Annotated in this window: 25 protein-coding genes; 13 read left to right on the top strand and 12 right to left on the bottom strand. The window is 64.3% G+C overall.

Features of this window, described 5'->3' with window-relative positions:
- Window positions 1-103 precede the first annotated feature (103 nt).
- From lysA to argH, 3 genes are all read right to left on the bottom strand, one after another.
- Window positions 104-1,369 carry a diaminopimelate decarboxylase gene (lysA, locus tag QUH67_RS31455; RefSeq protein ID WP_300943535.1) on the bottom strand — a complete coding sequence of 422 codons (1,266 nt, stop codon included), beginning with the start codon at window positions 1,367-1,369 and terminating at the stop codon, window positions 104-106.
- A 75-nt stretch (window positions 1,370-1,444) separates the two neighbouring features.
- On the bottom strand, window positions 1,445-1,714 hold the full coding sequence (gene lptM, locus QUH67_RS31460; protein WP_300943537.1) for an LPS translocon maturation chaperone LptM: 270 nt from the start codon (window positions 1,712-1,714) through the stop codon (window positions 1,445-1,447).
- 101 nt (window positions 1,715-1,815) lie between these two features.
- The gene (gene argH / locus QUH67_RS31465; RefSeq protein WP_300943539.1) at window positions 1,816-3,213 is read right to left on the bottom strand and encodes an argininosuccinate lyase; all 1,398 of its coding nucleotides are present in this window, start codon (window positions 3,211-3,213) and stop codon (window positions 1,816-1,818) included.
- A gap of 138 nt (window positions 3,214-3,351) precedes the next feature.
- Here argH and tlpA point away from each other — a divergent pair, with 138 nt between their 5' ends.
- On the top strand, window positions 3,352-4,029 hold the full coding sequence (tlpA, locus tag QUH67_RS31470) for a thiol:disulfide interchange protein TlpA (RefSeq protein WP_300943541.1): 678 nt from the start codon (window positions 3,352-3,354) through the stop codon (window positions 4,027-4,029).
- A 135-nt stretch (window positions 4,030-4,164) separates the two neighbouring features.
- Here the strand turns inward: tlpA and QUH67_RS31475 are convergent, their stop codons facing one another.
- The 6 genes from QUH67_RS31475 to QUH67_RS31500 form a co-directional block, all read right to left on the bottom strand.
- Entirely contained in the window at window positions 4,165-4,344 is a 180-nt protein-coding gene (locus tag QUH67_RS31475) for a hypothetical protein (RefSeq protein ID WP_300943543.1), read from the bottom strand.
- Between the two features lie 188 nt (window positions 4,345-4,532).
- Window positions 4,533-5,414, bottom strand: coding sequence for a 3-hydroxybutyryl-CoA dehydrogenase (locus QUH67_RS31480; protein WP_300943545.1), 882 nt, complete (start codon window positions 5,412-5,414; stop codon window positions 4,533-4,535).
- A 191-nt stretch (window positions 5,415-5,605) separates the two neighbouring features.
- Window positions 5,606-6,556 (bottom strand): electron transfer flavoprotein subunit alpha/FixB family protein, encoded by a 951-nt coding sequence (locus QUH67_RS31485; RefSeq protein WP_300943547.1) that lies wholly within the window; start codon window positions 6,554-6,556, stop codon window positions 5,606-5,608.
- Window positions 6,556-7,305, bottom strand: coding sequence for an electron transfer flavoprotein subunit beta/FixA family protein (locus QUH67_RS31490; RefSeq protein WP_300943549.1), 750 nt, complete (start codon window positions 7,303-7,305; stop codon window positions 6,556-6,558). The genes QUH67_RS31485 and QUH67_RS31490 overlap by 1 nt, the downstream gene beginning before the upstream one ends.
- 136 nt (window positions 7,306-7,441) lie before the next feature.
- A complete protein-coding gene (locus QUH67_RS31495; protein ID WP_300943551.1) occupies window positions 7,442-8,014 on the bottom strand; it encodes a cob(I)yrinic acid a,c-diamide adenosyltransferase in 573 nt (190 codons plus the stop codon).
- A gap of 20 nt (window positions 8,015-8,034) precedes the next feature.
- Window positions 8,035-8,229, bottom strand: a complete 195-nt coding sequence (locus tag QUH67_RS31500) for a twin transmembrane helix small protein (protein ID WP_300943553.1) — start codon at window positions 8,227-8,229, stop codon at window positions 8,035-8,037.
- A 189-nt stretch (window positions 8,230-8,418) separates the two neighbouring features.
- Between QUH67_RS31500 and QUH67_RS31505 the strand changes: the two genes are divergently transcribed.
- The gene (locus QUH67_RS31505) at window positions 8,419-9,279 is read left to right on the top strand and encodes a YihY/virulence factor BrkB family protein (RefSeq protein WP_407080490.1); all 861 of its coding nucleotides are present in this window, start codon (window positions 8,419-8,421) and stop codon (window positions 9,277-9,279) included.
- Here QUH67_RS31505 and QUH67_RS31510 read toward each other — a convergent pair.
- Both QUH67_RS31510 and gluQRS read right to left on the bottom strand, forming a co-directional pair.
- Complete coding sequence (locus QUH67_RS31510; RefSeq protein ID WP_407080372.1) at window positions 9,203-10,459, bottom strand: ATP-binding protein; 1,257 nt, start codon at window positions 10,457-10,459, stop codon at window positions 9,203-9,205. The two genes, QUH67_RS31505 and QUH67_RS31510, sit on opposite strands and share 77 nt — an antisense overlap.
- 64 nt (window positions 10,460-10,523) lie before the next feature.
- Window positions 10,524-11,426, bottom strand: a complete 903-nt coding sequence (gluQRS, locus tag QUH67_RS31515; RefSeq protein WP_300943557.1) for a tRNA glutamyl-Q(34) synthetase GluQRS — start codon at window positions 11,424-11,426, stop codon at window positions 10,524-10,526.
- A 126-nt stretch (window positions 11,427-11,552) separates the two neighbouring features.
- Between gluQRS and QUH67_RS31520 the strand changes: the two genes are divergently transcribed.
- Window positions 11,553-12,245 (top strand): DNA-3-methyladenine glycosylase family protein, encoded by a 693-nt coding sequence (locus QUH67_RS31520; protein WP_300943559.1) that lies wholly within the window; start codon window positions 11,553-11,555, stop codon window positions 12,243-12,245.
- Here QUH67_RS31520 and QUH67_RS31525 read toward each other — a convergent pair.
- Window positions 12,202-13,089, bottom strand: a complete 888-nt coding sequence (locus tag QUH67_RS31525; RefSeq protein ID WP_300943561.1) for a LysR family transcriptional regulator — start codon at window positions 13,087-13,089, stop codon at window positions 12,202-12,204. The genes QUH67_RS31520 and QUH67_RS31525 overlap by 44 nt on opposite strands.
- 182 nt (window positions 13,090-13,271) lie before the next feature.
- Between QUH67_RS31525 and QUH67_RS31530 the strand changes: the two genes are divergently transcribed.
- The 10 genes from QUH67_RS31530 (at window position 13,272) to QUH67_RS31575 (ending at window position 25,104) form a co-directional block, all read left to right on the top strand.
- On the top strand, window positions 13,272-14,246 hold the full coding sequence (locus tag QUH67_RS31530) for an NAD(P)H-dependent flavin oxidoreductase (protein WP_300943563.1): 975 nt from the start codon (window positions 13,272-13,274) through the stop codon (window positions 14,244-14,246).
- A gap of 52 nt (window positions 14,247-14,298) precedes the next feature.
- Window positions 14,299-15,483 carry an ABC transporter substrate-binding protein gene (locus QUH67_RS31535; RefSeq protein WP_300943565.1) on the top strand — a complete coding sequence of 395 codons (1,185 nt, stop codon included), beginning with the start codon at window positions 14,299-14,301 and terminating at the stop codon, window positions 15,481-15,483.
- Window positions 15,484-15,517: 34 nt separating this feature from the next.
- A complete protein-coding gene (locus QUH67_RS31540; RefSeq protein ID WP_300943567.1) occupies window positions 15,518-17,050 on the top strand; it encodes an acyl-CoA synthetase in 1,533 nt (510 codons plus the stop codon).
- Between the two features lie 271 nt (window positions 17,051-17,321).
- Window positions 17,322-19,109: an NAD(P)/FAD-dependent oxidoreductase gene (locus tag QUH67_RS31545; protein ID WP_300943569.1), complete on the top strand. Its 1,788-nt coding sequence runs from the start codon at window positions 17,322-17,324 to the stop codon at window positions 19,107-19,109.
- Between the two features lie 25 nt (window positions 19,110-19,134).
- Entirely contained in the window at window positions 19,135-20,103 is a 969-nt protein-coding gene (locus tag QUH67_RS31550; RefSeq protein ID WP_300943571.1) for a peptidyl-alpha-hydroxyglycine alpha-amidating lyase family protein, read from the top strand.
- A gap of 220 nt (window positions 20,104-20,323) precedes the next feature.
- On the top strand, window positions 20,324-20,881 hold the full coding sequence (locus QUH67_RS31555; RefSeq protein ID WP_300943573.1) for an HNH endonuclease: 558 nt from the start codon (window positions 20,324-20,326) through the stop codon (window positions 20,879-20,881).
- Between the two features lie 174 nt (window positions 20,882-21,055).
- Window positions 21,056-22,327, top strand: coding sequence for an APC family permease (locus QUH67_RS31560; RefSeq protein WP_300943575.1), 1,272 nt, complete (start codon window positions 21,056-21,058; stop codon window positions 22,325-22,327).
- A 113-nt stretch (window positions 22,328-22,440) separates the two neighbouring features.
- The gene (locus QUH67_RS31565; RefSeq protein ID WP_300943577.1) at window positions 22,441-22,932 is read left to right on the top strand and encodes a DUF2252 family protein; all 492 of its coding nucleotides are present in this window, start codon (window positions 22,441-22,443) and stop codon (window positions 22,930-22,932) included.
- Window positions 22,933-23,046: 114 nt separating this feature from the next.
- Complete coding sequence (locus QUH67_RS31570) at window positions 23,047-23,502, top strand: DUF2252 family protein (RefSeq protein ID WP_300943579.1); 456 nt, start codon at window positions 23,047-23,049, stop codon at window positions 23,500-23,502.
- An 84-nt stretch (window positions 23,503-23,586) separates the two neighbouring features.
- On the top strand, window positions 23,587-25,104 hold the full coding sequence (locus QUH67_RS31575) for an AMP-binding protein (RefSeq protein ID WP_300943581.1): 1,518 nt from the start codon (window positions 23,587-23,589) through the stop codon (window positions 25,102-25,104).
- Window positions 25,105-25,282: the final 178 nt, after the last annotated feature.

Below are 25,282 nucleotides of genomic sequence, written 5' to 3' on the forward strand. Positions count from 1 at the left end.
TTCCGCGCTCTGTCAGGGGTATAATGTGGGCGAACGATGCAAAAGCGCAATGAACGTCTGGGTTACTGCCGACGGCCGTGACGCATCGACATGCGCCGATCGGTCACAGCCAGGGCGCGGGCTTGTCCATCGCGATCAGGTCCTCGACCTCGATGCGGGGGCGCACCACGGCGTATCGATCGTCCTTGACCAGGACTTCCGGCACCAGCGCACGCGTGTTGTAGAAGCCGGACTGCACCGCGCCGTACGCGCCTGCCGTCATGATCGCGATGAGATCACCGGCCTTGGGCTCGGGCAGGCTGCGGTCGAGCGCGAGATAGTCGCCGGTCTCGCAGACAGGGCCGACCACGTCGGCCGTGATGGTGCGCGTGCCCTTGGCCGGCTCGCGGACGGGCAGGATGTCGTGGTGGGCTTCGTACAGCGTGGGACGGATCAAATCGTTCATCGCAGCGTCGATGATGACGAAGTTCTTGGCCTCGCCGGGTTTCACATAGATGACGCGGGACACCAGGATGCCGGCGTTGCCGACGATCATCCGCCCGGGCTCGAACATCAGCGTGCAACCGAGATTATGCGTCACCCGCTTGACCATCGCGGCATAAGCCGACGGCAACGGCGGCGCTTCGCGGTCGGCGTGATAGGGGATGCCGAGCCCGCCGCCAAAATCGATATGATCGATGGTGTGGCCGTCGGCGCGCAGCGTCTGCACGAAGTCGGACAGGATCCGGAACGCGGTCTCCATCTTGGAGAGGTCGGTGATCTGGCTGCCGATATGCATGTCGGTACCGGTCACCTCGATGCCCGGCAGCTTTGCCGCGCGGGCATAGACCTCGCGCGCCCGCGCGATCGGAATGCCGAACTTGTTCTCGGACTTGCCGGTGGCGATCTTGGCGTGCGTGCCGGCATCGACGTCGGGATTGACCCGCACCGAAATCCGCGCCGTCTTGCCGGCCTCGACCGCGAGCTTCGACAGCAATTCCAGTTCGGGCTCTGACTCGACGTTGATGCAGAGGATGTCCGCCGCCAGCGCCGCGCGCAGCTCGGTTTCGGTCTTGCCGACGCCGGAAAACAGGATCTTGTTGGGTGGAATGCCGGCCGCCAGCGCGCGCTTCAATTCACCACCCGACACCACGTCGGCGCCGGCGCCGAGCTTGGCCAGCGTGCGCAGCACCGACTGGTTCGAGTTCGCCTTCATGGCGTAGCAGACCAGCGTCTTCTCGCCGGCAAAGGCCTCGCTGAAGACGCGGTAGTGGCGCTCCAGCGTCGCCGTCGAATAGCAATAGAACGGCGTGCCGACGGCATCCGCCAGTTCGGACAGGTTGACGGCTTCGGCGTGCAGCACGCCGTCGCGATAGTCGAAATGATTCATGGCGCAGCGCCTATAGCGTTTTCAAGCGAAGTGGGCACCGGTTCGCGTCAAGAAAACGCGTCAAGACAAAAAGCTTCAGTCGAGCAACGGGTCGAGGACGAATTTCTTCTTGCCGCCCTTCGGCGCGACGGGGCTGCCATCGGATCCGTAGGTCGAGTTGAACACGCCCGGCTGCGCCGCGCGCTCGGCCTCGCTATCCGTCGACGTGGCCTGGGCCTGCGGCGCGGCCGCGGTCGGCGGCAGATCGAGCCCGGCCTTGCGTCCGCAGCCTCCGAGCGCGAGCGCGGTCACGCTCAGCAGAATAATGGCCCATCCAGACGATGACGGGCGGTAGTTACTGATCACGACAGATTCCCCAATGCGCGGCGCACCATACAAAGATTGCCCGGGTCTGGCGAGTGCCGAAGGGCAACGCAAACCCACGAAATCGCGGCGAAAATTTCCCTTCAGCCCGATTTTTGCTCTTTTTCGAGCCGTTTCAGCCAGGCTTTGGCCTGCGACAGCACGTTTTTCGGTGCGGTGCCGCCATAGCTGGTCCGGCTCTTGACGGAGGCCTCGACCGACAGGACGCGCAGGGCGTCGGCCGTGATCTTCGGCTCCACCTCCTGCATCGCCGTGAGCGGCAGTTCGTGCAGCGCCACGCCCTGCTTCGAGGCGAGGCCGACGATTCGCCCGGTGACGTGGTGGGCGTCGCGGAACGGCATTTTCAGGGTCCGCACCAGCCAGTCGGCCAGGTCGGTGGCGGTGGCGTAGCCCTCGCCGGCCGCGGCCTTCATCCTGCCCTCGTCGGGGACGAGATCGAGCACCATGCCGGTCATGGCGCGGATCGCCAGCGACAGCGCGGAAAACGCCTCCATCGCGCCCTGCTTATCCTCCTGCATGTCCTTCTGGTAGGCGAGCGGCAGCCCCTTCATCACGATCAGGAGACCATTGAGCGCGCCGATTACCCGGCCGGTCTTGGCGCGCACCAGTTCGGCCGCGTCGGGGTTGCGCTTCTGCGGCATGATCGAGGAGCCGGTGGTGAATTTATCGGAGAGCCGCACCAGGCCCACCAGCGGCGAGGTCCAGATCACGATCTCCTCGGCGAAGCGCGACATGTGGATGGCTGCGATCGACGCCGCCGACAGCGTCTCCAGCACGAAGTCGCGGTCCGATACCGCATCGAGCGAATTGGCCATCGGCCGCTCGAAGCCGAGCGCCTTGGCGGTGGCGTGGCGATCGATCGGGAACGAGGTCCCCGCCAGCGCGGCGGCGCCGAGCGGTGATTCGTTCAGCCGCTTGCGCGCATCGGCAAACCGGCCGCGGTCGCGCGCGGCCATCTCGACATAGGCCAGCAGATGATGCCCGAACGTCACGGGCTGGGCGGTCTGCAGATGGGTGAAGCCCGGCATCACCGTCGCGGCGTGTTCCAGCGCGCGGGACGCCAGCGCGTGCTGGAAGGCGGCCAGCGCCGCGTCGGTCTCGTCGATCGTGTCGCGAACATACAGGCGGAAATCGGTCGCGACCTGGTCGTTGCGGGAGCGCGCGGTGTGCAGCCGGCCGGCGGCGGGGCCGATCAGTTCGGTGAGCCGGCTCTCGACGTTCATATGGATGTCTTCGAGCGCGCGCTTGAAGTCGAAGGCGCCCTTGCCGATTTCTGACAAAATCGTGTCTAGACCCTTGCCGATATTTTTCGCATCAGCGGCGGTGATAATGCCCTGTTCGGCCAGCATGGCCGCGTGGGCCTTGGACGCGGCGATGTCCTGCGCGTAGAGGTGCCGGTCGACGTCGATCGAGACGTTGATTTCCTCCATGATCGCATCGGGACGTTCGGTGAACCGGCCGCCCCACATCTTGTTGCTCATGACTTCTCAGGCCTTAATTCTCAGGTTCTTGCCATCTATATCGTCGAATTCGTACGAAACGTCCTGCCGGTCCCGGACGTAACTCGACCGTAGTCTTGAGCCCTGCATAGCCGTATCTGATACAGGATGACAAACGATATGCCCGAAACGCCCCCTGCCCGCCCGGCCGCACCCCGCCGGATCCCGCTTGCCGTCGGTGCGGTGGTGGCCGCGGGCGTCATCGGAGCGGGCGCGTTCTACGGGGTAGGCGGCTTCAAACGCAGCGCCGGCGGCGATCCCACCTGCGGCAAGGCGGTCGAACTGGCCCGCAAGATCGCGCCGCTGGCGCATGGCGAGGTGGCTGCGCTGACCATGGCGACAGCCCCCCTGCGGCTGCCCGACCTCGCCTTCGAGGATGCCGACGGCAAGCCCCGAAAACTGTCGGACTGGCGCGGCAAGACGGTGCTGGTCAACCTGTGGGCCACTTGGTGCGTCCCCTGTCGCAAGGAGATGCCGGCGCTCGACAATCTGCAGGCCAAGCTCGGCGGCAAGGATTTCGAGGTGGTCGCCGTCAACATCGACACCCGCGACCCCGAAAAGCCGAAAAACTTCCTGAAAGAGGCCAATTTGACCCGGCTCGGCTACTTTGCCGATTCAAAAGCCAAGGTTTTTCAAGATCTTAAGGGCATCGGCAAGGCGCTGGGCATGCCGACCTCGGTGCTGGTCGACGGCCAGGGCTGCGAGATCGCCAATTTGGCCGGTCCGGCCGAATGGGCGAGCGACGACGCGATCAAGCTGATCAAGGCCGCCATGGAGCCGGCAAAGGCGGGCTTTTAGGCCCACGACTGCCAAACCTCAGCCTGAGGAGGCGCAATAGCGCCGTCTCGAAGGATGAATGGCACTGGCCGGGCCGCATGGTTCGAGACGCGCGAAGACGCGCTCCTCACCATGAGGGTCTAATTTGGGGGTGTTTCAGGCCGCGATATTGAGGTTGCCGCCGACGCCGGGGGCGAGATTGGCGGTACCCAAGAGGGTCTGGACGGCGGCCCTTTCGGCCTCCGCGTTCTGCTTGATGAAGGAAGCCTGGATCTGCCCCTGCGCGCCAGACGCCTGCATCGCCAGCATGCTCGAAACAATCGCCATCGTGTCCATACTCAGCACTCCTCACACTTGGAGAACACTCTATCCCGGCAGAGGTTAACGAATGCTGGAGATCGGGATGACGCGAGACAGAAACCCAAGCCGTCATACGCGGGCTTGACCCGCGTATCCATCAAACTTCGTAAAGAGAGCGTCTCTCAACGGGATGAATTGCCGGGTCGAGCCGGCAATGACAGGTATCAGCGCGTCGGGACCGGCTTGTCGCCGCGGTAGTCGTAGAAGCCGCGCTGCGTCTTGCGGCCGAGCCAGCCTGCCTCGACATATTTCACCAGCAGCGGGCACGGCCGGTACTTCGAATCCGCCAGCCCCTCGTGCAGCACCTGCATGATCGAGAGGCAGGTATCGAGCCCGATGAAATCGGCGAGTTCCAGCGGCCCCATCGGGTGATGCGCGCCGAGCTTCATGGCGGCGTCAATCGCCTCGACGTTTCCGACACCCTCATAGAGGGTGTAGATCGCCTCGTTGATCATCGGCAGCAGGATGCGGTTGACGATGAAGGCCGGGAAATCCTCCGACACCGCGATCTGCTTGCCGAGCCTGGCGACGAATTCCTTCGATGTCTCGAAGGTGGAATCGTCGGTGGCGATGCCGCGGATCAGTTCGACCAGCTCCATCGCCGGTACCGGATTCATGAAATGAATGCCGATGAATCGCTCGGGACGATCGGTCGAGGCGGCGAGCCGCGTGATCGAGATTGAGGACGAGTTGGTGGCGACGATCGCCTCCGGCTTCAGCGAGGCGCAGAGTTCGTGAAAAATCTTGCGCTTGACCTCTTCCTTTTCGACAGCGGTCTCGATCACGATGTCGCAATCCGCCAGACCTTCCAGCGTCTCGGTGGAAGATATCCGGGCCAGCGCGTTCTTGCGCACGTCTTCGGAAATGGTCTGCTTGGAAACCTGCCGCGACAGATGGCCGTTGATGGTCGCCATCGCCGATTTCAGCCGCTCGTCGGAGAGATCGTTGAGCACGACGTCGAGACCGGCGAGCGCAGCCACCTGCGCGATGCCGTGGCCCATCTGGCCCGAGCCGATCACGCCGACCTTCTTGATTGTCACCGCCATCTTGTCATCCACCGGAACGGCGCGCACACCGCGCCTGTTCATCTTTCGAACATCAAATACGATACGACCGGAATCGAGGTTTCAGCTTTAATGTATGGCACGTTTTGCCCGCGCCAAGCCGCAAAACCTCGCGGAAACCGTTCTTAACGTAAACACCGGCCGGACGTTCAGCGTCCGGCCGGCGATCAATCTTACTTGCCGAGCTTGGCCAGTGCGTCCGTCAGTTCAGGAACCGCCTGATAGAGGTCCGCCACCAGCCCGTAATCGGCCACCTGGAAGATCGGCGCGTCTTCATCCTTGTTGATCGCAACGATCACCTTGGAATCTTTCATGCCGGCGAGATGCTGGATCGCGCCGGAGATACCGATTGCCACATATAGTTCGGGTGCAACCACCTTGCCGGTCTGGCCGACCTGCCAGTCGTTGGGCGCATAGCCGGCATCGACCGCGGCGCGCGAGGCGCCGACGCCGGCGCCGAGCTTGTCGGCCAGCGGCTCGATGTATTTGGCAAAGTTCTCGCGGCTCTGCATGGCGCGGCCGCCGGAGACGATAATCTTCGCCGACGTCAGTTCCGGACGGTCGCTTTTTGCCACTTCCTCACCGACGAAGCTGGATAGGCCCGGATCGGCCGCAGCGGTGGCGTTCTCCACCGTCGCGCTGCCGCCCTCGCCGGCCGCGGCGAAGGTCGAGGTCCGCACCGTGATGACCTTCTTGGCGTCCTTTGATCTCACCGTCTGGATCGCGTTGCCGGCATAGATCGGCCGCTCGAAGGTGTCGGGCGAAACCACCTTGATGATCTCGGACACCTGCATCACGTCGAGCAGCGCCGCGACGCGCGGCATCACGTTCTTGAAGCGCGAGGTCGCGGGCGCGACGAAGACGTCATAGTTGCCGGCCAGCGAGACGATCAGCGCCGCCAGAGGCTCGGCGAGATCGTGGGCATAGAGGTCGCCCTCGGCGACCAGCACTTTCGTAACCCCGGCGAGTTTCGCAGCAGCTTCGGCTGCGGCCTTGGTGCCCTGCCCGCCACCGGCGACCAGCACATGGATGTCGCCGCCGATCTGCGTTGCGGCCGTCAGGGCCTTGTTGGTCGAGTCCTTGAGGGTCTCGTGCTCGTGTTCGGCAATCAGCAATGTTGTCATCAGAGAACCCCGGCTTCGGTCTTCAGCTTGGAGACGAGTTCAGCGACGTCCTTGACCTTGACGCCACCCTTGCGGCCCGGAGGTTCCGCGGTCTTGAGCACTTCGAGATGCGGCGTCAGATCAACGCTGTAATCCGCCGCGCTCTTGTCGGCGATCGGCTTCTTCTTCGCCTTCATGATGTTCGGCAGCGACGCGTAGCGCGGCTCGTTCAGCCGCAGGTCGGTGGTGACGATCGCCGGTCCCTTCAGTTTCACGGTCTGCAGGCCGCCGTCGACTTCACGCGTCACCTTGAAATCGGAACCCTCGACTTCGAGCTTGGACGCAAAGGTCGCCTGCGACCATCCAAGCAGCGCGGCCAGCATCTGGCCGGTCTGATTGGAATCATCGTCGATCGCCTGCTTGCCGAGAATGACCAGACCCGGCTTCTCCTCGTCGACGATGGCCTTCAGGATCTTGGCGACCGCCAGCGGCTCCACGTTGCCGTCGGCCTTGACGAGGATGCCGCGGTCGGCGCCCATTGCAAGGCCGGTCCGGATCGTCTCCGAGGCCTGCGCCGGGCCGATCGACACCACCACCACCTCGGTCGCCTTGCCGGCTTCCTTCAGACGCAGCGCTTCCTCGACGGCGATTTCGTCGAACGGGTTCATTGACATCTTGACGTTGGCCAGTTCGACGCCGGTTCCGTCGCTCTTGACGCGGACCTTGACGTTGTAATCGACCACCCGCTTTACCGGCACAAGAACCTTCATCGATCCTCTTTCGCTTGAATTCTGGGGTTAATGGCTTGCAATTAGCTAGCTATCGGCTTGGGCGCGGAACCTAATGGCCCCGCTATCGGCGGTCAACGCGCGAAAGCCAAAAAACGGCCTCCCGAACGAGAGTACCTTAACGGTTCTGCCCCGGTACCCACAACACGTCCCCGGCCCCCTTATCGTTGAGGTAGCGGCTGGCGACGAACAGGAAATCTGACAGGCGGTTCATGTATTGAATGGCGGCCCCGCTGACCGGCTCCTCGGGGTTGACGGCGAGTTCCACCATGATCCGTTCCGCCCTGCGGCATATGGTGCGGGCGAGGTGCAGGTATGCGGCGCCGGGAGTGCCGCCGGGCAGGACGAACGAGGTCAGCGGCGCCAGCGGCTCGTTCAGGCTATCGATATCGCGCTCGAGCCGTTCGACCTGGCTTGCCAGCATCCGCAACCGCTCGGCCTTGCCGTCGCGCTGGGGCACCGCGAGGTCGGCGCCGAGATCGAACAGATCGTTCTGGATCCGTGCCAGCATCGCATCGATTTCGCGCGCCCCGGCCAGATGCAGCCGCACCACACCGATGGCTGCGTTAGTCTCGTCGACCGTGCCGTAGGCCGAGATGCGCAGATCGTATTTCGGACGGCGTTCGCCGCTGCCGAGCGACGTCGTGCCGTCGTCGCCGGTCTTGGTGTAGATGCGGTTGAGTACGACCATTGGCGTCCCTTTATCTTGCCCTATTTGCCCATCACCCAGACCGTGAACATCACGATCACGACGACGATGAATTGCAGCAGCACCCGAAGCCGCATCAGGTTCTGCGAGCGGCTCGGCGAACCGCCCCGCATCATGTTGATGAGGCCGAGCAACAGGACGATGGCCACCGCTGCAACACCGATGGGAAGTACGATCGAACTCAGAATGGATGCCATCGGCGCTACATAACACCGGCAAGCGCCAACTTCCACACGTTCAAACCCACTTGCACATCCCGCGCGCAACCAATCGACGATCTGGCCCTTAATCCGGTAATATCCGATTCAGGCCCGGATTCCCGGACCAGCCGCCATACCCGGTCGAGGTGAGATGTGAGGTTCGTTCGCTACGTCTATCTCGTCGCGATGGAGGCGTTCTACACCTTCCTGGCCGATGACGGATGGGCGATCGCCAGCCATATCGCGCTGTCGACGCTGATGGCGCTGTTCCCGTTCCTGATCGTGCTGACGTCGCTGGCCGGCTTTTTCGGCTCCAAGGAACTCGCCGACCAGGCCGCGCAGCTGCTGCTGGAGATCTGGCCACAACAGGTGGCGGACGCGCTGTCCAGCGAAATCCACGACGTGCTGACCACGACACGCGGCGACATCCTGACCGTCGGCGCAGTGCTCGCGGTCTATTTCGCCTCCAACGGCGTCGAGGCGCTGCGGGTCGCGCTCAACCGCGCCTATTCGGTGGTCGAACCGCGGGCGTGGTACTGGCTGCGGCTGGAATCGATCGGCTATACGCTGGTCGCCGCGGTCACCTCGCTGCTGATGTCGTTCCTGATCGTGCTGGGGCCGCTGATCCTGGAGACCGCGCGGAGGCACATTCCATTCTTCGTCGAGAGCAACGAGGGGGTGCTGTTTTTCGCCCGCTACGGCATCACGATCACGGCGATGATCGTGGCGCTGTTCGTGTTGCATGCCTGGCTGCCCTGCGGAAGGCGGAGATTCCTGCAGATCGTTCCGGGCATCGTCTTCACGATGGTGGCCTCGCTGATCTCAGGCATCGTGTTCGGCCAGTATCTGGCGCGCTTCGCCAGCAACTACGTGACGATGTATGCGGGGCTTGCCTCGGTGATTATCGCGCTGGTGTTTCTGTATTTCATCGCCGCGATCTTCGTCTACGGCGGCGAACTGAACGCCGCCATCATGAAGTCGCAGTCGCCGAAGGCGAAGTCGCCTCATGCAGCGCCGTCGCCAAAGCGCGCGGAGACACAGGTTTGACCAGAAAGGTGTCGGCGCCGGCGGCGCGCGATGCCGCCTCGTCCTCGCTGCGGCCGGATATGCCGATGATCGGAATCCGCCCGAGCGGCGGCTGAAGCGCGCGAATTCGGCTGATCGCTTCGATGCCACCGATCCCCGGCAGCACCATGTCCATCAGCACGGCGTCGTATGTGCCATGCGCGAGCCGCGCGGGCGCCGCCTCGCCCTGGCCGATGAACTCGGCCTGGTGACCGAGTTCGGTCAGGATCGCATTGAGCACGACGCGGCCGAACGGGTTGTCTTCGACGCTGAGCAGACGCAATGGCCGCACTGAACCGGGAGATTCGTCGATATCGGTGCCGGGCGGCGCCATCGGCGCGTCCTTTGACGCCGCCATCACCACGTTGAAGGTGAAAGTGGTTCCGCCGCCACGGCGTTGCGACACGGTGACGTCGCCGCCCATGGCGCGGGCCAGTTGCCTGACCGACGACAATCCGAGGCCGGCGCCGCCGAAGCGCGATGCGACGGAGACATTGGCCTGCGAGAACGGCCGGAACAGGCGCTTGACTTCACTGAGCTTGACGCCGATCCCGCTGTCGGAAACCTCGAAGGCCACGGCGACCTTGCCTTTCGGGCTGCGCAGCACCGTGACCTGGAGGGCGACGTCGCCCTGTTCGGTGAATTTCACGGCATTGTCGATCAGGTTCTCCACCGCGGCGCGCAGGCGGACGGGATCGCCGATCGCAAACGCCGGCAGCTTGTCGGAGATGACAACGGAGGATTGCAGGCCCTTGGCGGCTGCCCGGCCGGTCAGCGAATCGCCGGCATTGCGGGCCAGCGTTCGCAGGTCGAAGAAATCCTGCCGCACCGCGAGCCCGGGGCCGCCGCTCCGCGCCGCGTCGACAAACAGCGTCGCAAGGCTGGCCAGATGTTCCGCGCCCGCCTTGATGGTGTCGACCCAGCGTCGTTCGCGCTCGTCGAGATCGGACGTCGCAAGCAGATTGCTGATCGCCAGGATTCCGGTGAGCGGCGTACGGACCTCGTGCGCAAAAACCGCCAACGCAGCCTCGACCATACTGGAGCCGGTGGCCGCGGATTTGCGGACAGCGCGCACGCTTGCGGCGGCGCTGGATATACGCTTTTTCACGCGCCGCTTCTTTGCTGCCCCTGTGGTGCGCCGGGAGCGCCGTTTGGCCGCCATGGTCCCCCTTCCTGTACCATCAATAGCATGACACGCGATGGCAGCCGATGTCACGGAGACGTTTTCAACAACCCCCAGTAGTAGTACGGGAGCCGTCGGGCAATCCGACAAGACGGCGAACCTCGGCAGCCGTGACACCTTGCCGACGCAATTCGCGCAAGGCCGTCGCTTGCGTCGACTTTGAGAGCTTATGCCCTGACGCATCCTCGATCAGCCGGTGATGCCGATAGACCGGTCGTGGGATACCAAGCAACTGCTGCAACAGCCGATGCACGCTGGTCGACCAGAACAGGTCGCGGCCCCGCACCACGTGGGTCACGCTCTGCAAGGCGTCGTCGATCACGACGGACAAATGATAGCTGGTCGGCGTCTCCTTGCGCGCCAGGATAACGTCGCCCCAAGCTTGCGGCGATGCATTCACGAACCCGTGTTCGCCGCCGGGCCCCGCGCCTTCCTCGCGCCAGGCCAAGTCTGTCGTGCGCGCGAGCGCCGCCTCGATGTCGAGCCGCAACGCGTAAGGGGCGCCTTGCGCGATCAACTGTTGCCGCTGCTCGAGCGACAGCGATTTCGCCACGCCCGGATAGAGCGGCGCTCCGTCCGGATCGCGCGGCCATGGCGCGACAGCCTCGCGCTCCGCGACCAGGCGGGTGATTTCCGCGCGGCTTTCAAAGCTCGGATAGATCAGGCCTTGCGCCGACAATCCCTCGACCGCCTCGCGGTAGCGCGCAAAATGTTCCGATTGCCGGCGCACCGGCGTTTCCCAGGAGATTCCGAGCCAGGCGAGGTCTTCGTAGATCGCAGCCTCGAATTCGGGCCGGCATCTCGTGACGTCGATGTCCTCGATCCGCAGCAGGAACCGGCCTCCTTGCTGACTTGCCAGGTCGAAGTTCAGCAACGCCGAATAGGCGTGGCCGAGATGGAGGTAGCCGTTCGGACTCGGCGCGAAGCGAAAAACGGGCGGCGGCATGAGATAGGACCGTCATGCCCGGGCTTGACCCGGGCATCCATCTAACTGACCAAGGGCTCTGTTACGATAGGAGATGAATGCGCGGGTCAAGCCCGCGCATGACAACCTGGTGAGCCGATATTTCCAATGACCATCCACCTCAGCAGCCAGTCCGATCTCGACGACGCCATCCACGCGCTGGTCAAGCAAGACACCCGGCTGAAGCCGATTTTCGAGCGGACGGGCATGCCGGCGCTGCGGCAGCGCGAGCCGGGCTTTGCCGGGCTGGCGGCCATCGTCACCGGACAGCAGCTCTCGACCGCGAGCGCCTCGGCGATCTGGGGGCGCCTCACCGCGGCGTTCGACCCGTTCGATCATGAGGTCATCCGCAAAACCCGCGCGGATCGCCTTGGCCGGCTCGGCCTTTCGGCCGCAAAAATCAAGACGCTGAAAAACATCGCGCGCGAACTGGCCGCCGAGCGGCTGAACCTCGACGTGCTGGCCGAAGAGGACGCCGACGCCGCGCATAACACACTAACGGCGCTGCACGGCATCGGCCCGTGGACGGCCGACGTCTATCTGCTGTTCTGCCTCGGCCATGGCGACGCCTGGCCAGCCGGCGATATCGCGATCCAGGAAGCGATCAAGGTCGGCCTTGGCCTGCCGGCGCGCCCGACGATCAAGCAAATGGCGCCACTCGCCGAGCCGTGGCGACCGCTGCGCGGCGCCGCGGCGCATCTGTGGTGGAGCTATTATCACGTGCTGAAGGGGCGCGCGGGCGTGCTGGCGGATAAGATCAGCCCCGCAGCCGCAGCCGGTCCTCGCGCGCGGAAGCCGTGACGAAATCGATCACCGCGCGCACCGCGGGGAGGTCGACCAGGTCGGGATGCGCCAGCAGCCAGAGGTCGGCCACGCTGGCAAGTTTTTGCGGCGCGACGCGGACGAGATCCGGATAGGCCGTTGCGACAAAGCAGGACAGCGTCGAGATGCCGAGGCCCGCGCGCGCCGCGGCGAGCATGTCGCCCTGCGAGGAGCAGCGCATCACCGTCGCGCCCTGCCGCGTGATCGCATCGCTCCAGCGTGCCAGCCGCTCGTTCGACAGCCGGTCGGCGAAGCCGATCACGCTGTGGCCTTTCCATTCGTCCCGCCGTTCGGGGAGCCTGTGCCGCGCGGCGTAATCCCGCGAGGCGTAGAAGCCGGTGCCGAGCCGGCCGATCTTGCGGCCGATCAGATTCTCCTCGCCGCTGTCCACCGGGCGCAGCACGACATCGGCCTCGCGCCGGCGCACGCTGGCCGGATAGGGATGGGTGATGATCTCGAGCTGGATATGATCGTGCCCGCGCAGGAACGGACCGAGTTTCGGCATCAGCCAGTGCGAGGCGAGCGTCGAGCCGATCGACAGCTTGACGATGCCGCGCGCCTGCGCGCCGGTCGCCGACACCGCCGCCTCCGCCCGCAGCGCCGCCGCAGCCATCGCATCGACGTGTTCGCGAAACTTGCGGCCCTGCGCGGTCAGCGAAAGACCCTCGGTGGAGCGGGCGAACAGGGGAACACCGAGCTGGGTTTCCAGCTCGGCGATCTTGCGGCCGACCGTCGGGTGGCTGGAGCGCAAACGACGCGCCGCGGCGGCGAAGCTGCCGGTCTCGGCGACGGCGACGAAGCTCTTGCACAGGTCCCAGTCCATCCTCACCCTGTTTATTTCTGACAAATCATCTGTTCAATATTGAACGGCCAGGGTGCGCCGTCCACCCCTATAATGGCTACCAACAAGCGCAGGCCAGCGGCTCCGCCGGGCTGAAGCGCCCAAGCCAACATCAATGGATGCGCGCCTGGCCTGACCCGCCTGCGCGATAGAGGAGGAAGACAATGCCGCTGCCCGCTTCGCTTGCCAATTCGCTCGAACTTCCCGTCGTCGGCTCGCCGCTATTCATCGTGTCCGGGCCCGAACTCGTGATCGCCCAGTGCAAGGCCGGCATCGTCGGCTCGTTCCCGGCGCTGAACGCGCGTCCCGTCGAAAAGCTCGACGAATGGCTGAGCAGAATCGAAAACGAGCTCGGCGAGTACAAGGCGCTGCATCCGGAGAAGAAGGTCGCGCCCTATGCGGTCAACCAGATCTGCCACGCTTCCAACGACCGGCTGATGAAGGACATGGAAATCTGCGTCAAGCACAAGGTGCCGGTCATCATCACCTCGCTGCGGCCGCCGGTCGAGGTGGTCGAGGCCGCGCATTCCTATGGCGGCGTGGTGTTTCACGACGTCATCAACGTCAAGCACGCGCGCAAGGCGGCCGAGAACGGCGTCGACGGTCTCATTCTGGTGTGCGCCGGCGCCGGCGGCCATGCCGGCACGCTGTCGCCGTTCGCGCTGCTGCGCGAGGTCAAGCAGTGGTTCAAGGGCACCGTGCTCTTGTCCGGCGCGATCTCCGACGGCTGGGGCATCGCGTCCGCGCTCGCGCTCGGCGCCGACATGGCCTACATGGGCACGCGCTTCATCGCGACCGCGGAAGCCAACGCTGATCCGGCCTACAAGGCGGCGCTGGTCGCGCACGCCGCCAACGATATCGTTTACTCCAACCTGTTCACCGGCGTGCACGGCAACTATCTCGGCCCCTCGATCGCAGCCGCCGGGCTCGATCCCGCCAACCTGCCGGAAAGCGACAAGTCGAAGATGAATTTCGGCTCCGGCGGCAACATGAAGTCGAAGGCATGGCGCGACATCTGGGGCTCCGGCCAGGGCATCGGCCAGATATCGGATGCACCGCCGGTCGCCGAACTGGTCGAGCGGCTGAAGGCCGAGTTTACCGACGCCAGCAGCGATTTTCTAAGGCGGGCGCGCGCCTGACCGGCGCGACCTACATCGACGACAAACAAATATAAAACAGAGGGATAGGAAAATGAGGCTGTCGCGACCCATATTGACGATCGCATGCGCGCTGCTGGGAAGTGCCGCGGCTGTCGCCGACGACACCAAGGAAATCCGCATCGGGCAGACGCTGCCCTACAGCGGCCCGGCTTCCGGCTTCGGCATCATCGGCCGGGCACAGGAAGCCTATTTCGAGAAGATCAACACCGAGGGCGGCATCAACGGCCGCAAGATCAAGTTCATCAGCCTCGACGACGCCTATTCGCCGCCCAAGACCGTCGAGCAGACCCGCAAGCTAGTCGAGCAGGACGAGGTTCTCCTGACGTTCAACTCGCTCGGAACCGCCACCAACAACGCCGTGCATCGCTATCTCAACAGCAAGAAGGTGCCGCAGCTGTTCGTGCTCAGCGGCGCGACCAAATGGGCCGACCCGAAGAATGCGCCGTGGACCATGCCGGGCATGGCGACCTACCAGTCCGAGGGCGTGATCTACGCCAAGCACATCCTGCAGACCAAGCCTGACGCAAAAATCGCCATTCTCGCCCAGAACGACGATTTCGGCCGCGACTATGTCGCCGGCTTCAAGCGCGGGCTTGGCGACAAGGCCGCCAGCATGATCGTGTCGGAAGCCAGCTACGAGACATCAGCGCCGACCATCAGTTCGCAACTCGCGACTCTAAAGGCGTCCGGCGCCAACGTCATGTTCGGCGTCGTGCTCGGCAAGTTCACGTCGCAGATGATCAAGGGCGTCGCGGAGATCAACTGGAAGCCGGACATGCTGTTCGTGCCGACCTCCGCCTCCTCGATCTCGTTCCTCGAGCCGGCCGGCCTCGACAATGCGGTTGGCCTGATCTCGTCCAGCAACCAGAAGGACACGCTGGATGCGCAATGGGCCAACGATGAAGGCGTGAAGGAATACTTTGCGTTCATGAAGCAGCATATGCCCAACGCCGACCTCTCCAATTCGAACTACGCGGCCGGCTTTCAATATGCGACGCTGATGGTGAAGGTGCTGAAGGCCTGCAACGGCGACTTCAGCCGGGCCAACATCATGAAGCAGGCGGCGTCGCTCAAGGAAGTGCCGCTGCCGCTGTTGCTGCCGGGCATCACGGTATCGACCGATTCCGAGGATTACCTGCCGTTCCAGCAGTTGCGGCTGCGCCGCTTCGACGGCAAGAGCTGGGTGGCCTTCGGCGAGATTTTGGACGATCGCTAGGGCTACTCTGAAAGAAGAGAGTCGGGAGGACGAAGTGACATCGATCATCAGCGGCGAGCGCCGGATCAGCTACCCTGAGATCCACGCCCGCATCGCGCGGGCGGCAACGGGGTTCAAGTCGCTCGGCCTCGGCGGCGGCACGCCCGTCGGCATGATGCTGCGCAATGATTTTGCGTTCTTCGAAGTCTCTGCCGGCGCGGCGGCGCTGGGCAGCCCGGTGGTGCCAATCAACTGGCACCTGAAGGCCGAGGAAGTCGCCTACATCCTGGCCGACAGCGGCGCCAAGATCCTGGTCTGCCATGCCGACCTGTTGCCGCAGATCAGCGACGGCCTGCCCGCCGACGTGCGGCTCTTGGTGGTGACGACGCCGCCGGAGATCGCGGCGGCGTTCGGCGTCGCGCCTGCACTGACGGCGGTCCCCGACGGCATGACGAATTGGGACGTCTGGCGCGACACGCATGCGCCGTCGCAGGAAGCACCGATCGGCAGCGCGCCGATGTTCTACACCTCAGGCACCACAGGCCTGCCCAAGGGCGTGCGCCGCAAGCCGATGCGTCCCGAACAGGCCGCGGCTGCGGCGCGGGTCGGCGGCATCGCCTATGGCGTCAAGCCGAACGAGGACCAGGTCATCCTGATGAACGGACCGATGTACCATTCGGCGCCGAACTCCTACGGCATGCTGGCGTTCCGCAGCGGCTGCACCATCGTGCTGGAGCCGCGCTTCGACCCCGAGGACATGCTGCAGCTGATCGAACGCCATCGCATCACCCACCAGCACATGGTGCCGACGATGTTCGTCCGCCTGCTGCGGCTGCCGGATGACGTCAAGCGCCGTTACGATTTGTCGTCGCTGCGCTTCATCGTGCATGGCGCGGCGCCCTGCCCGCCGCAGGTCAAGCGCGCCATGATCGCGTGGTGGGGGCCGGTCATCAACGAATATTTCGGCTCGACCGAAACCGGCATCCCGGTGTGGCATTCCGCCGAGGAGGCGCTGGCGAAACCCGGCACCGTCGGCCGCGCCATCGAGGGCGGCATCGTGAAAATCTTCCGCCCCGACGGGTCGCTGTGCGAGGTCGACGAGCCCGGGGAAATCTTCATGCGGCAGGTTTCCGTTCCGGACTTCGACTATCACGGCAAGGCCGAGGCCCGCGCCGAGGCCGGCCGTGACGGCCTCGTCAGCGTCGGCGACGTCGGCTACCTCGACAAGGACGGCTATCTGTTCCTGTGCGACCGCAAGCGCGACATGGTGATCTCGGGCGGCGTCAACATCTATCCGGCGGAAATCGAGAACGCGCTGATCGGCATGGACGGCGTGCGCGACTGCGCGGTGTTCGGCGTGCCCGACGACGAATTCGGCGAGCGGCTGTTCGCCTGCATCGAACCGGAAGCGGATGCGGCGCTGTCGGCAGGGGCGGTGCAGGACTTTCTGCGCGGCAAGCTGGCCAATTTCAAGGTGCCAAAGGACATCCAGTTCCTGGACGCGATGCCGCGCGAGGCCACCGGCAAGATCTTCAAGCGCAAGCTGCGCGATCTGTATGCGGAAGGGAAGCTGCGGGCGATGGCGTGAGCGACAAAATTCTGCACCCGCCGCGTCATTGCGAGCGAAGCGAAGCAATCCAACTCTCCGCGCGGGGGTAGATGGATTGCTTCGTCGCTACGCTTGCTTGCGCAAACGCTTCGCGTTTGTCGCAGGCAATGACGGCGGGGCGGACGAAGCGCGAACATTCGCGCTAACGGAATAGGCGGCATCCCATTCCCGCCCTTTCGGCGACCTCCCGAATAGGTATAGGCTTTTGCCGAGGAACTGCTGCGAAGACGGCGGTCGAAGGGAAACGCGCATGCTCGACAGGACGGACGACATTTCGGTGGCCGCCGACAATTGGCTTGGCCGGTTCGAAGAGGCGCTGGGGAAGCCGGACGACGGCGCGCTGAAGGATCTATTCCATCCCGACAGCTACTGGCGCGACGTGCTGGCGCTGAGCTGGAACATCCAGACGCTCAACGGCAGAGACGCCATCATAGAGGCGCTGCCGCAGCTGGCGCGCAGCATGGCGCCGAGCGGTTTTGCTGTGGACCCCGACCGGGCCGCGCCGCGCAAGGTGATGCGCGCGGGCACCGATGCGACCGAAGCGATCTTCAAGTTCGAGACCAACGTCGGGCGCGGCAGCGGCATCATCCGGCTGATTCCTGACGAAGCCGATGGCAACGGCCTGAAAGCCTGGACGCTGCTGACCGAACTTGGCGAACTGAAAGGGTTTGAGGAACAGCTCGGCGTCAACCGGCCGCGCGGCAGCGCCTATTCGCGAGATTTCCGCGGGCCGAACTGGCTCGATCTCCGCAACGCTTCCGCAGGCTATGCCGACCGCGATCCGACTGTGCTCGTGATCGGCGGCGGCCAGTCCGGGCTTTCGATCGCCGCGCGGCTGAAACAACTGAACGTCGATACGTTGATCGTCGATCGCGAAAAGCGGATCGGCGACAATTGGCGCAAGCGTTATCACGCGCTGACGCTGCATAACCAGGTGCAGGTCAATCACCTGCCCTACATGCTGTTCCCGCCGAACTGGCCGACCTACATCCCCAAGGACAAGCTCGCCAACTGGTTCGAAGCCTATGTCGAGGCCATGGAGTTGAACTTCTGGACCGAGACCGAGTTCGAGGGCGGCAGCTACGACGAGAAGGAGGGGCGCTGGACGGTGACGCTGCGTCGCGCCGACGGCACGAAACGCACGATGCATCCGCGCCATGTCGTGCTGGCGACCGGCGTCAGCGGCATTCCGAGCGTGCCCGAGATCGCCGGGCTGAAGGATTTTTCTGGCAAGGTGATGCATTCCAGCGCGTATGACGACGGCGAGAACTGGAAGGGCAAGCGCGCCATCGTGATCGGCACCGGCAACAGTGGCCACGACATCGCACAGGATCTGCATTCCAGCGGCGCCGGCGTTACCATGTTCCAGCGCTCGTCCACGCTGGTGGTCAGCATCGAGCCGTCGGCGCAACTGGTCTACGCGCCCTACAACGAGGGCACGCTCGAGGACAACGACCTGATCGCGACCTCGATGCCGCTGCAGCTGGCGCGCAAGAGCCATCGGCTGACCGGCGAGAAATCGAAGGCGCTGGACCAGGAATTGCTCGACGGCCTGGCGCGCGCCGGCTTCAAGCTCGATTACGGCGAGGACAACACCGGCTGGCAGTTCAAATACCTCACCCGCGGCGGCGGTTATTATTTCAACGTCGGCTGCTCCGATCTCATCATCAAGGGCGCGATCGCGCTCCGACAATTCGCCGATCTCGACATGTTCACGGCCGATGGCGCGAAGATGAAGGACGGCGAGGTCATCGCCGCCGACCTCGTCGTGCTCGCAACCGGCTACAAGAAGCAGGAAGAGCTGGTGCGAAAGCTGTTCGGCGAAGCGGTCGAGAAGCGCGTCGGCACCATCTGGGGTTTTGGCGAGGAACAGGAACTGCGCAACATGTACACCCGCACCGGCCAGCCCGGCCTCTGGCTGATCGCCGGCGGCCTCGCGCAATGCCGGATCGGCTCGAAACACCTCGCGCTGCAGATCAAGGCGATCGAGGAAGGATTGCTGGCGCGCAATGTCGGCCCGCAAGCGGCGATGGCCTAATCAACAGTATCATCGGGAGACACACATGCCTGCTATTCTCGGCTCGGGCGAGCACCGTTACCGCGTCGTCGAAAACTGGGCGAAACTGCCCGACGGCTGGAGCCTGACCGACGCCGCTTCCGTCGCGGTCGACAGCAAGGACCGCATCTACGTCTTCAACCGCGGCGACCACCCGATGGTGGTGCTGGATCGCGAGGGCAATTTCCTGAAGAGCTGGGGCGAAGGCCTGTTCAGCCGCGCGCACGGCCTGCACATCGACGCCGACGACAATCTGTACTGCACCGACGATGGCGACCACACCGTGCGCAAGTGCACCACCGACGGCAAGGTGCTGCTGACGATCGGCATCCCGAACAAGCCCGCGCCGTTCATGAGCGGCGAGCCGTTCCACCGCTGCACCCACACCGCGCTGTCGCCGAAGGGCGAGATCTATGTTTCCGACGGCTACGGCAATGCCTGCGTCCACAAATACTCGCCGGACGGCAAGCTCTTGAAAACCTGGGGTGAGCCCGGCACCGATCCCGGCCAGTTCAACATCGTGCACAATATTGCCACCGATGCCGACGGCTGGGTCTATGTCGCCGACCGCGAGAACCACCGCGTGCAGGTATTCGACGGCAACGGCAAATACGAGACGCAGTGGAACAATTTGCACCGGCCCTGCGCGCTGTGCCGCTGCGGCGGCAAGCAGGCGACCTTCATCATCGGCGAACTCGGCCCGGGCCTCGCGGTCAACCGCAAGGTGCCCAATCTCGGCCCGCGGCTCTCGATCGTCGATTCCAAGGGCAACCGCATCGCCCGGCTCGGCGGCGAGAACGGCCCGGGGCTGGAGGCCGGCAAATTCCTTGCACCGCACGGCATCGCGATGGATTCGAAGGGCGACATCTATGTCGGCGAGGTCGGCGTCACCGACTGGAAGACCAGCTTCCCGGACACGCCGATGCCGCAGGAAGTTCGGGTGAGCCGCTGCCTGCAGAAGCTGGAGAAGATCTAGCAGGCGCCAAGCAGCGAATCATCGACCGCAACTACCATCACGACCGATTGAACGTGAAATCCTGCCCTGTAAGGGCCACGGAACCGACCGATTCTCCGGGGCCCACGGGCTGCCGACTTGCGGGATAAGCCCCGGAATGCTCTTCACAATCCCGTCACGCTGCCTGTAGTATGCAGGGTACATGCTGCTTCGCAGCTAACATGGGGGTCAGGAGCGTTACTTGAACGCACATGTCTCGCAGGGCGGTTGGCCGGTGCTGGTGCTGAACGCGGATTTCCGGCCGCTGAGTTATTACCCGCTGTCTCTCTGGTCGTGGCAGGACGCGATCAAGGCGGTGTTCCTCGATCGCGTCAACATCGTCGAGCACTACGACCGCGCGGTGCACAGCCCGAGCTTCGAAATCCAGCTTCCAAGCGTGGTGTCGCTGAAGTCTTTCGTCAAACCGACCACGCACCCCGCCTTCACCCGCTTCAACGTCTTCCTGCGCGACCGCTTCGTCTGCCAATACTGCCACGCGCATGACGACCTCACCTTCGATCACATCATCCCGCGCAGCAAGGGCGGCCAGACCACCTGGGAAAACGTCGTCGCGGCCTGCTCGCCGTGCAACCTGCGCAAGGGCAATCTGACGCCGCAACAGGCCAAGATGTTCCCGCGGCAGGCGCCGTTCGCTCCGACGGTGCACCAGCTGCATCGCAACGGGCGGCTGTTTCCCCCGAACTATCTGCATGACAGCTGGCTGGATTATCTTTATTGGGATACCGAGCTCGATCCGTAGAGCGCTAGAAGGAATGTAGCCCGCATGAGCGTTTGCGACATGCGGGATGCCGCGGGCACCGGTCCCGCATATCGCAAGAGCTCATGCGGGCTACAGAGGCGACGGACCGTAGGACGTTCGTGCGACCTGCTGCGCAGCCGCCACCTCCCTATTTTCCCGCGTTAACGAGCGGCTATGACAGACGCCAGAACCGATGCAAGCGGGCAAGGACCGCCCGCTGAGAATGCACGGCCCCATCCCCCACAGCTGATCCGATCGCTAACGCTGACCCACGCCGTTCTCTACGGACTCGGCGTGACGATCGGCGCCGGAATCTACGTGCTCGTCGGGGCCGCGGCCGGACGCAGCGGCATGCACGCGCCGCTGGCGTTTGTCGCCGCAGCGATCGTGATGGGAATGACCGCGGCGTCGTTTGCCGAACTGGGCACCAGGATGCCGGTCGCAGCCAGCGAAGCCGCCTACATCCAGGCCGCGTTCAATCGGAAATGGCTCAGCGGCGCAGTGGGACTGCTCGTGGTCGGCGCCGCCGCCATTTCCGGAGCGACCATCACCGTGGGGAGTGCGGGATATCTCGGCGTATTTATTCCGCTTCCAGCGCCCTGGATCATCACCGCCGTCGTGCTGACGATGGGCGCCATCGCATGCCTTTCCGCGGTGCAATCCATCAGCTTCGCGGGGCTGATGACGGTGGTCGAAATCGGCGGGCTGCTCCTGATCGTCGCAGCCGCCCTGTTCGACAGTGGCCCCCTGGTCTCGCGACTGCCGGAACTCTGGCCGGCCATCGACGATCGGTCGGCCTGGAGCGGCGTCGCGCAAACCACGCTGCTTGCCGTCTTCGCCTTTATCGGATTCGAGCATCTGGTGAACATTTCCGAGGAGATGAGGAATCCGCGGCACACGCTGCCCTGGGCGCTGTTCATCACGCTTGCGGTCACCGCGCTGCTCTACGCCGTCGTGGCCTGGATCGCGGTAATCGCCGTGCCACCGGCGGAGCTGGCCAGATCGCCGGCCCCGCTTGCGCTGGTGTTTCAGCGGCTGACCGGATTGCCCCTGGAGGTGTTGAGCGCGATCGCCATCGTCGCCACCGTCAACGGCATCATCGTCCATATGATCATGATCGGTCGCGTGGTCTATGGCCTCGCCGGACAGGGAAATCTTCCTGCGTTCCTCGCGACGGTCAATCGCCGGAACGGCGCTCCGGTCATCGCGACCAGCATCGGGATCGCGGCCATCCTGATCCTGGCGCTCGGCGTCCCGCTGACGGGACTGGCCGAATGGACGTCGCGGCTGACGCTCGGCATCTTTGCGTTCGTCAATGTCGCGCTCATCCGCATCAAGGTCATGGAGAAGACACCCGCATCGGGCGCGTTGCTCGTGCCGATGTGGGTTCCCGCAGCGGGATTGGCGACCAGCACCTTGTTGATCCTTGTCGACCTCCACGCCTAGCTCCGCCGGCCCGCGTCATTTTCTGCTCAGTCCGAGTATTCCTGCCGAATGCATCCTGAGATAGTCTAGATCATCAATCGAATTGCCCGATGACGCCCCCCGAGGTCCCCCCAATGTCTTTCCGCAAGGACAATGACGACTTCGAAGCCTGGCTGGCCGAGCACTGCGACGTCGTCGAAGAGGATATCCACTACAAGCACCGTCAGATGAAGGAGAGCGCGTTCATCTTCCTGCGCGCGACGTATTTTCGCTGGGCCCGGAAGATCGGAAAATGGTGCCCCGAGCTGATGGATGCGCCGCAGGTGCTGGCCGTCGGCGACCTGCATGCGGAGAATTTCGGAACGTGGCGCGACGAGGACGGCCGGCTGGTCTGGGGCGTCAACGATTTCGACGAAGCCGCCGTGATGCCCTACATCCTCGACCTGGTTCGCCTCGCCACCAGCATCCGGCTTGCCGACGAACTCGAAGCCGGCCACCAGGCGGTGGCCAGAGACCTGCTGGATGGTTACGACGAAGGCCTTTACACGCCGCAGCCGGCGCTCCTGTTCGAAGGAGAAACCTGGCTGCGTGACTATGCCGAGCCGGACAAGGACGAACCGGAATAATTCTGGCGCAACGTCTCGAACTACGCAGAAGCCACGCCGCCGGCTGAGGCGGCGAAAGGCCTGATCCAGCATCTTCCTGACGACGTCGAGAAAGCGAGCGTCAAGTTCAGCCAATTGTTCAAGAAGGGTATGGGCAGCCTCGGACGGCCTCGTTATGCGGCGGTCGCCTATTGGCGTGGGGGCCGGGTGTTGCGCGAGGCAAAGGCGCTGGTGCCGTCGGCATGGAACTGGGCCCACGGCACCAGGTACGACAGGTCGAACTTCGAAAAGCTGGCCGATGGGCCTTACCGCGCCCCGGATCCGTTTCTGCGCGTGCACGGCAAATATGTCTTCCGCCGCATCGGCGCGGATGCCCAAAAGATCGAACTCGGAAACAGCCCCGGCAAGAAGCTGGGGCGCAAGCTGGTGAGGGCGATGGGGTTCGATCTGGCATCGATCCATGCAGCCGATGCGCGCGGCAAGCGCGCGATCGTGGCCGACCTGAAAAAGCGGCCGGACGGCTGGCTGCACGCGGCCGCCAAAACCGCCGCCGCCGCGGTCGAGCGAGATTTCGAGGAATGGCGGAGCTGATACTCCCTCGACGCCACGCTCATCTTCGGCCAAAACACTTCTGCAAACAACAACGGCATCAAAGCCGGATTGCGGAGGATAGATATGCTCATACCGATCGGCGACGTCCCGCGCTGGTATGCTGAACGCAGACCACCCGATACGATCGCGCTCAGCCACGGCGCCGACACGCTGACCTGGGAGCAGCTCGAACGCAACGCCAACCGCCGCGCCCGCGCGTTCGCCGCCAAAGGCGTCAAGCCCGGCGACTTCGTCGCGATCGGGCTTCCCAACAGCAACCTGTTTTTCGAGACGACGTTCGCGGTGTGGAAATGCGGCGCGACGCCGACGTCGCTGACGTGGCGGCTGCCCCGCGGCGAGGCCGCCGCGGTGCTCGACATCCTCAAGCCGTCGCTGGTGGTCGGCGGCCAGCCGGACTGGAATGCGCCGAATGCGCTGCCGGCCGATTTCGTGCCGGAAGGTTTTTCAGACGAGCCGATCAACAACCCGGTGGCGCGCTACTGGAAGGCGATGACATCGGGCGGCTCGACAGGACGGCCAAAGGTGATCCTCGATCACCGGCCCGCCGTGATCGATACCGCAGGTCCCGCGGCGCTCGGCATGCCGCTCGGCGCTTCCCTGCTCAATCCCGGGCCGCTCTACCACAACGCGCCCTTCATCGTTTCGCACACCGCGCTGTTCCATGGCGGGCGTGTCACCGGCCTCGTCAGATTCGACGCCGAGGAATGCCTGCGCCTGATCGAGGCCAGCCGGGTGCAGTGGGTCAATTTCGTGCCCACCATGATGCACCGGATCTGGGCGCTGCCTGACGCGGTGCGCAACCGCTACGACCTGTCGAGTCTTCAAATCGTGTTTCACATGGCGGCGCCGATGCCGCCCTGGCTGAAGGAAAAATGGATCGAGTGGCTGGGCCCCGAGCGCATCTTTGAACTCTATGGCGGCACCGAAGCGCAGGGCGCCACCATCATATCGGGCGTCGAATGGCTCGAACACCGCGGCTCGGTCGGCAAGATCGGCGATACCTCGCGCCTGCGCATCATCGGCGCAGACGGTAACGAGGTCCCGACCGGCGAGACCGGTGAAATCTATTTCCTGCCCAATGACGGGGCCGGCTCGACCTATCACTATCTCGGCGCGGAGCCGAAACGCCGCGCCGACGGCTGGGAATCGCTCGGCGACATCGGAAGGCTGGATGCGGACGGCTATCTCTATCTCGGCGACCGCCTCGCCGACATGATTTTGCGCGGCGGCGCGAACATCTACCCGGCGGAGGTCGAGGCCGCGGTGACGGAGCATCCAGAAGTGCGCTCCTGCGTCGTCGTCGGTCTGCCCGATCCGGAATTCGGACAGCGCGTGCACGCCATTCTCGAACTCGATCCCAGCACCGACGTGCAAGCCGTCGCCGACGGCATGGCCGCCTTCCTCGCCGATCGGCTCAGCCGCTACAAACATCCGGAAAGTTTCGAGACCGTGAGCGTCGGCCTGCGCGACGATTCCGGAAAAGTCCGCCGCACCCTGCTGCGCGACGAACGCGCCGGCTGGCTGAAAGAAAACCGCGATTTCCGGATTATCCCCTCCCGGTCACGGGCCAGCGCGGAATGACCAAAAAATAGCAGCCGATCCGAAAAGGCCGCGGAACACTTGTGAATCTATCCCGTTATGGGTCGCGCTGCGGCCCATTTTAGGGGACACTTTCAACACGGCCGTTTGCATCATAGATTGTCAGGAAATTCATGAGCGCGCCTGCTCCAGGGCGCGCGGGCTCGCCAGGAGACCCTTC

This window comes from Bradyrhizobium roseum, assembly GCF_030413175.1.
GTDB classification, from domain to species: Bacteria; Pseudomonadota; Alphaproteobacteria; order Rhizobiales; family Xanthobacteraceae; genus Bradyrhizobium; species Bradyrhizobium roseum.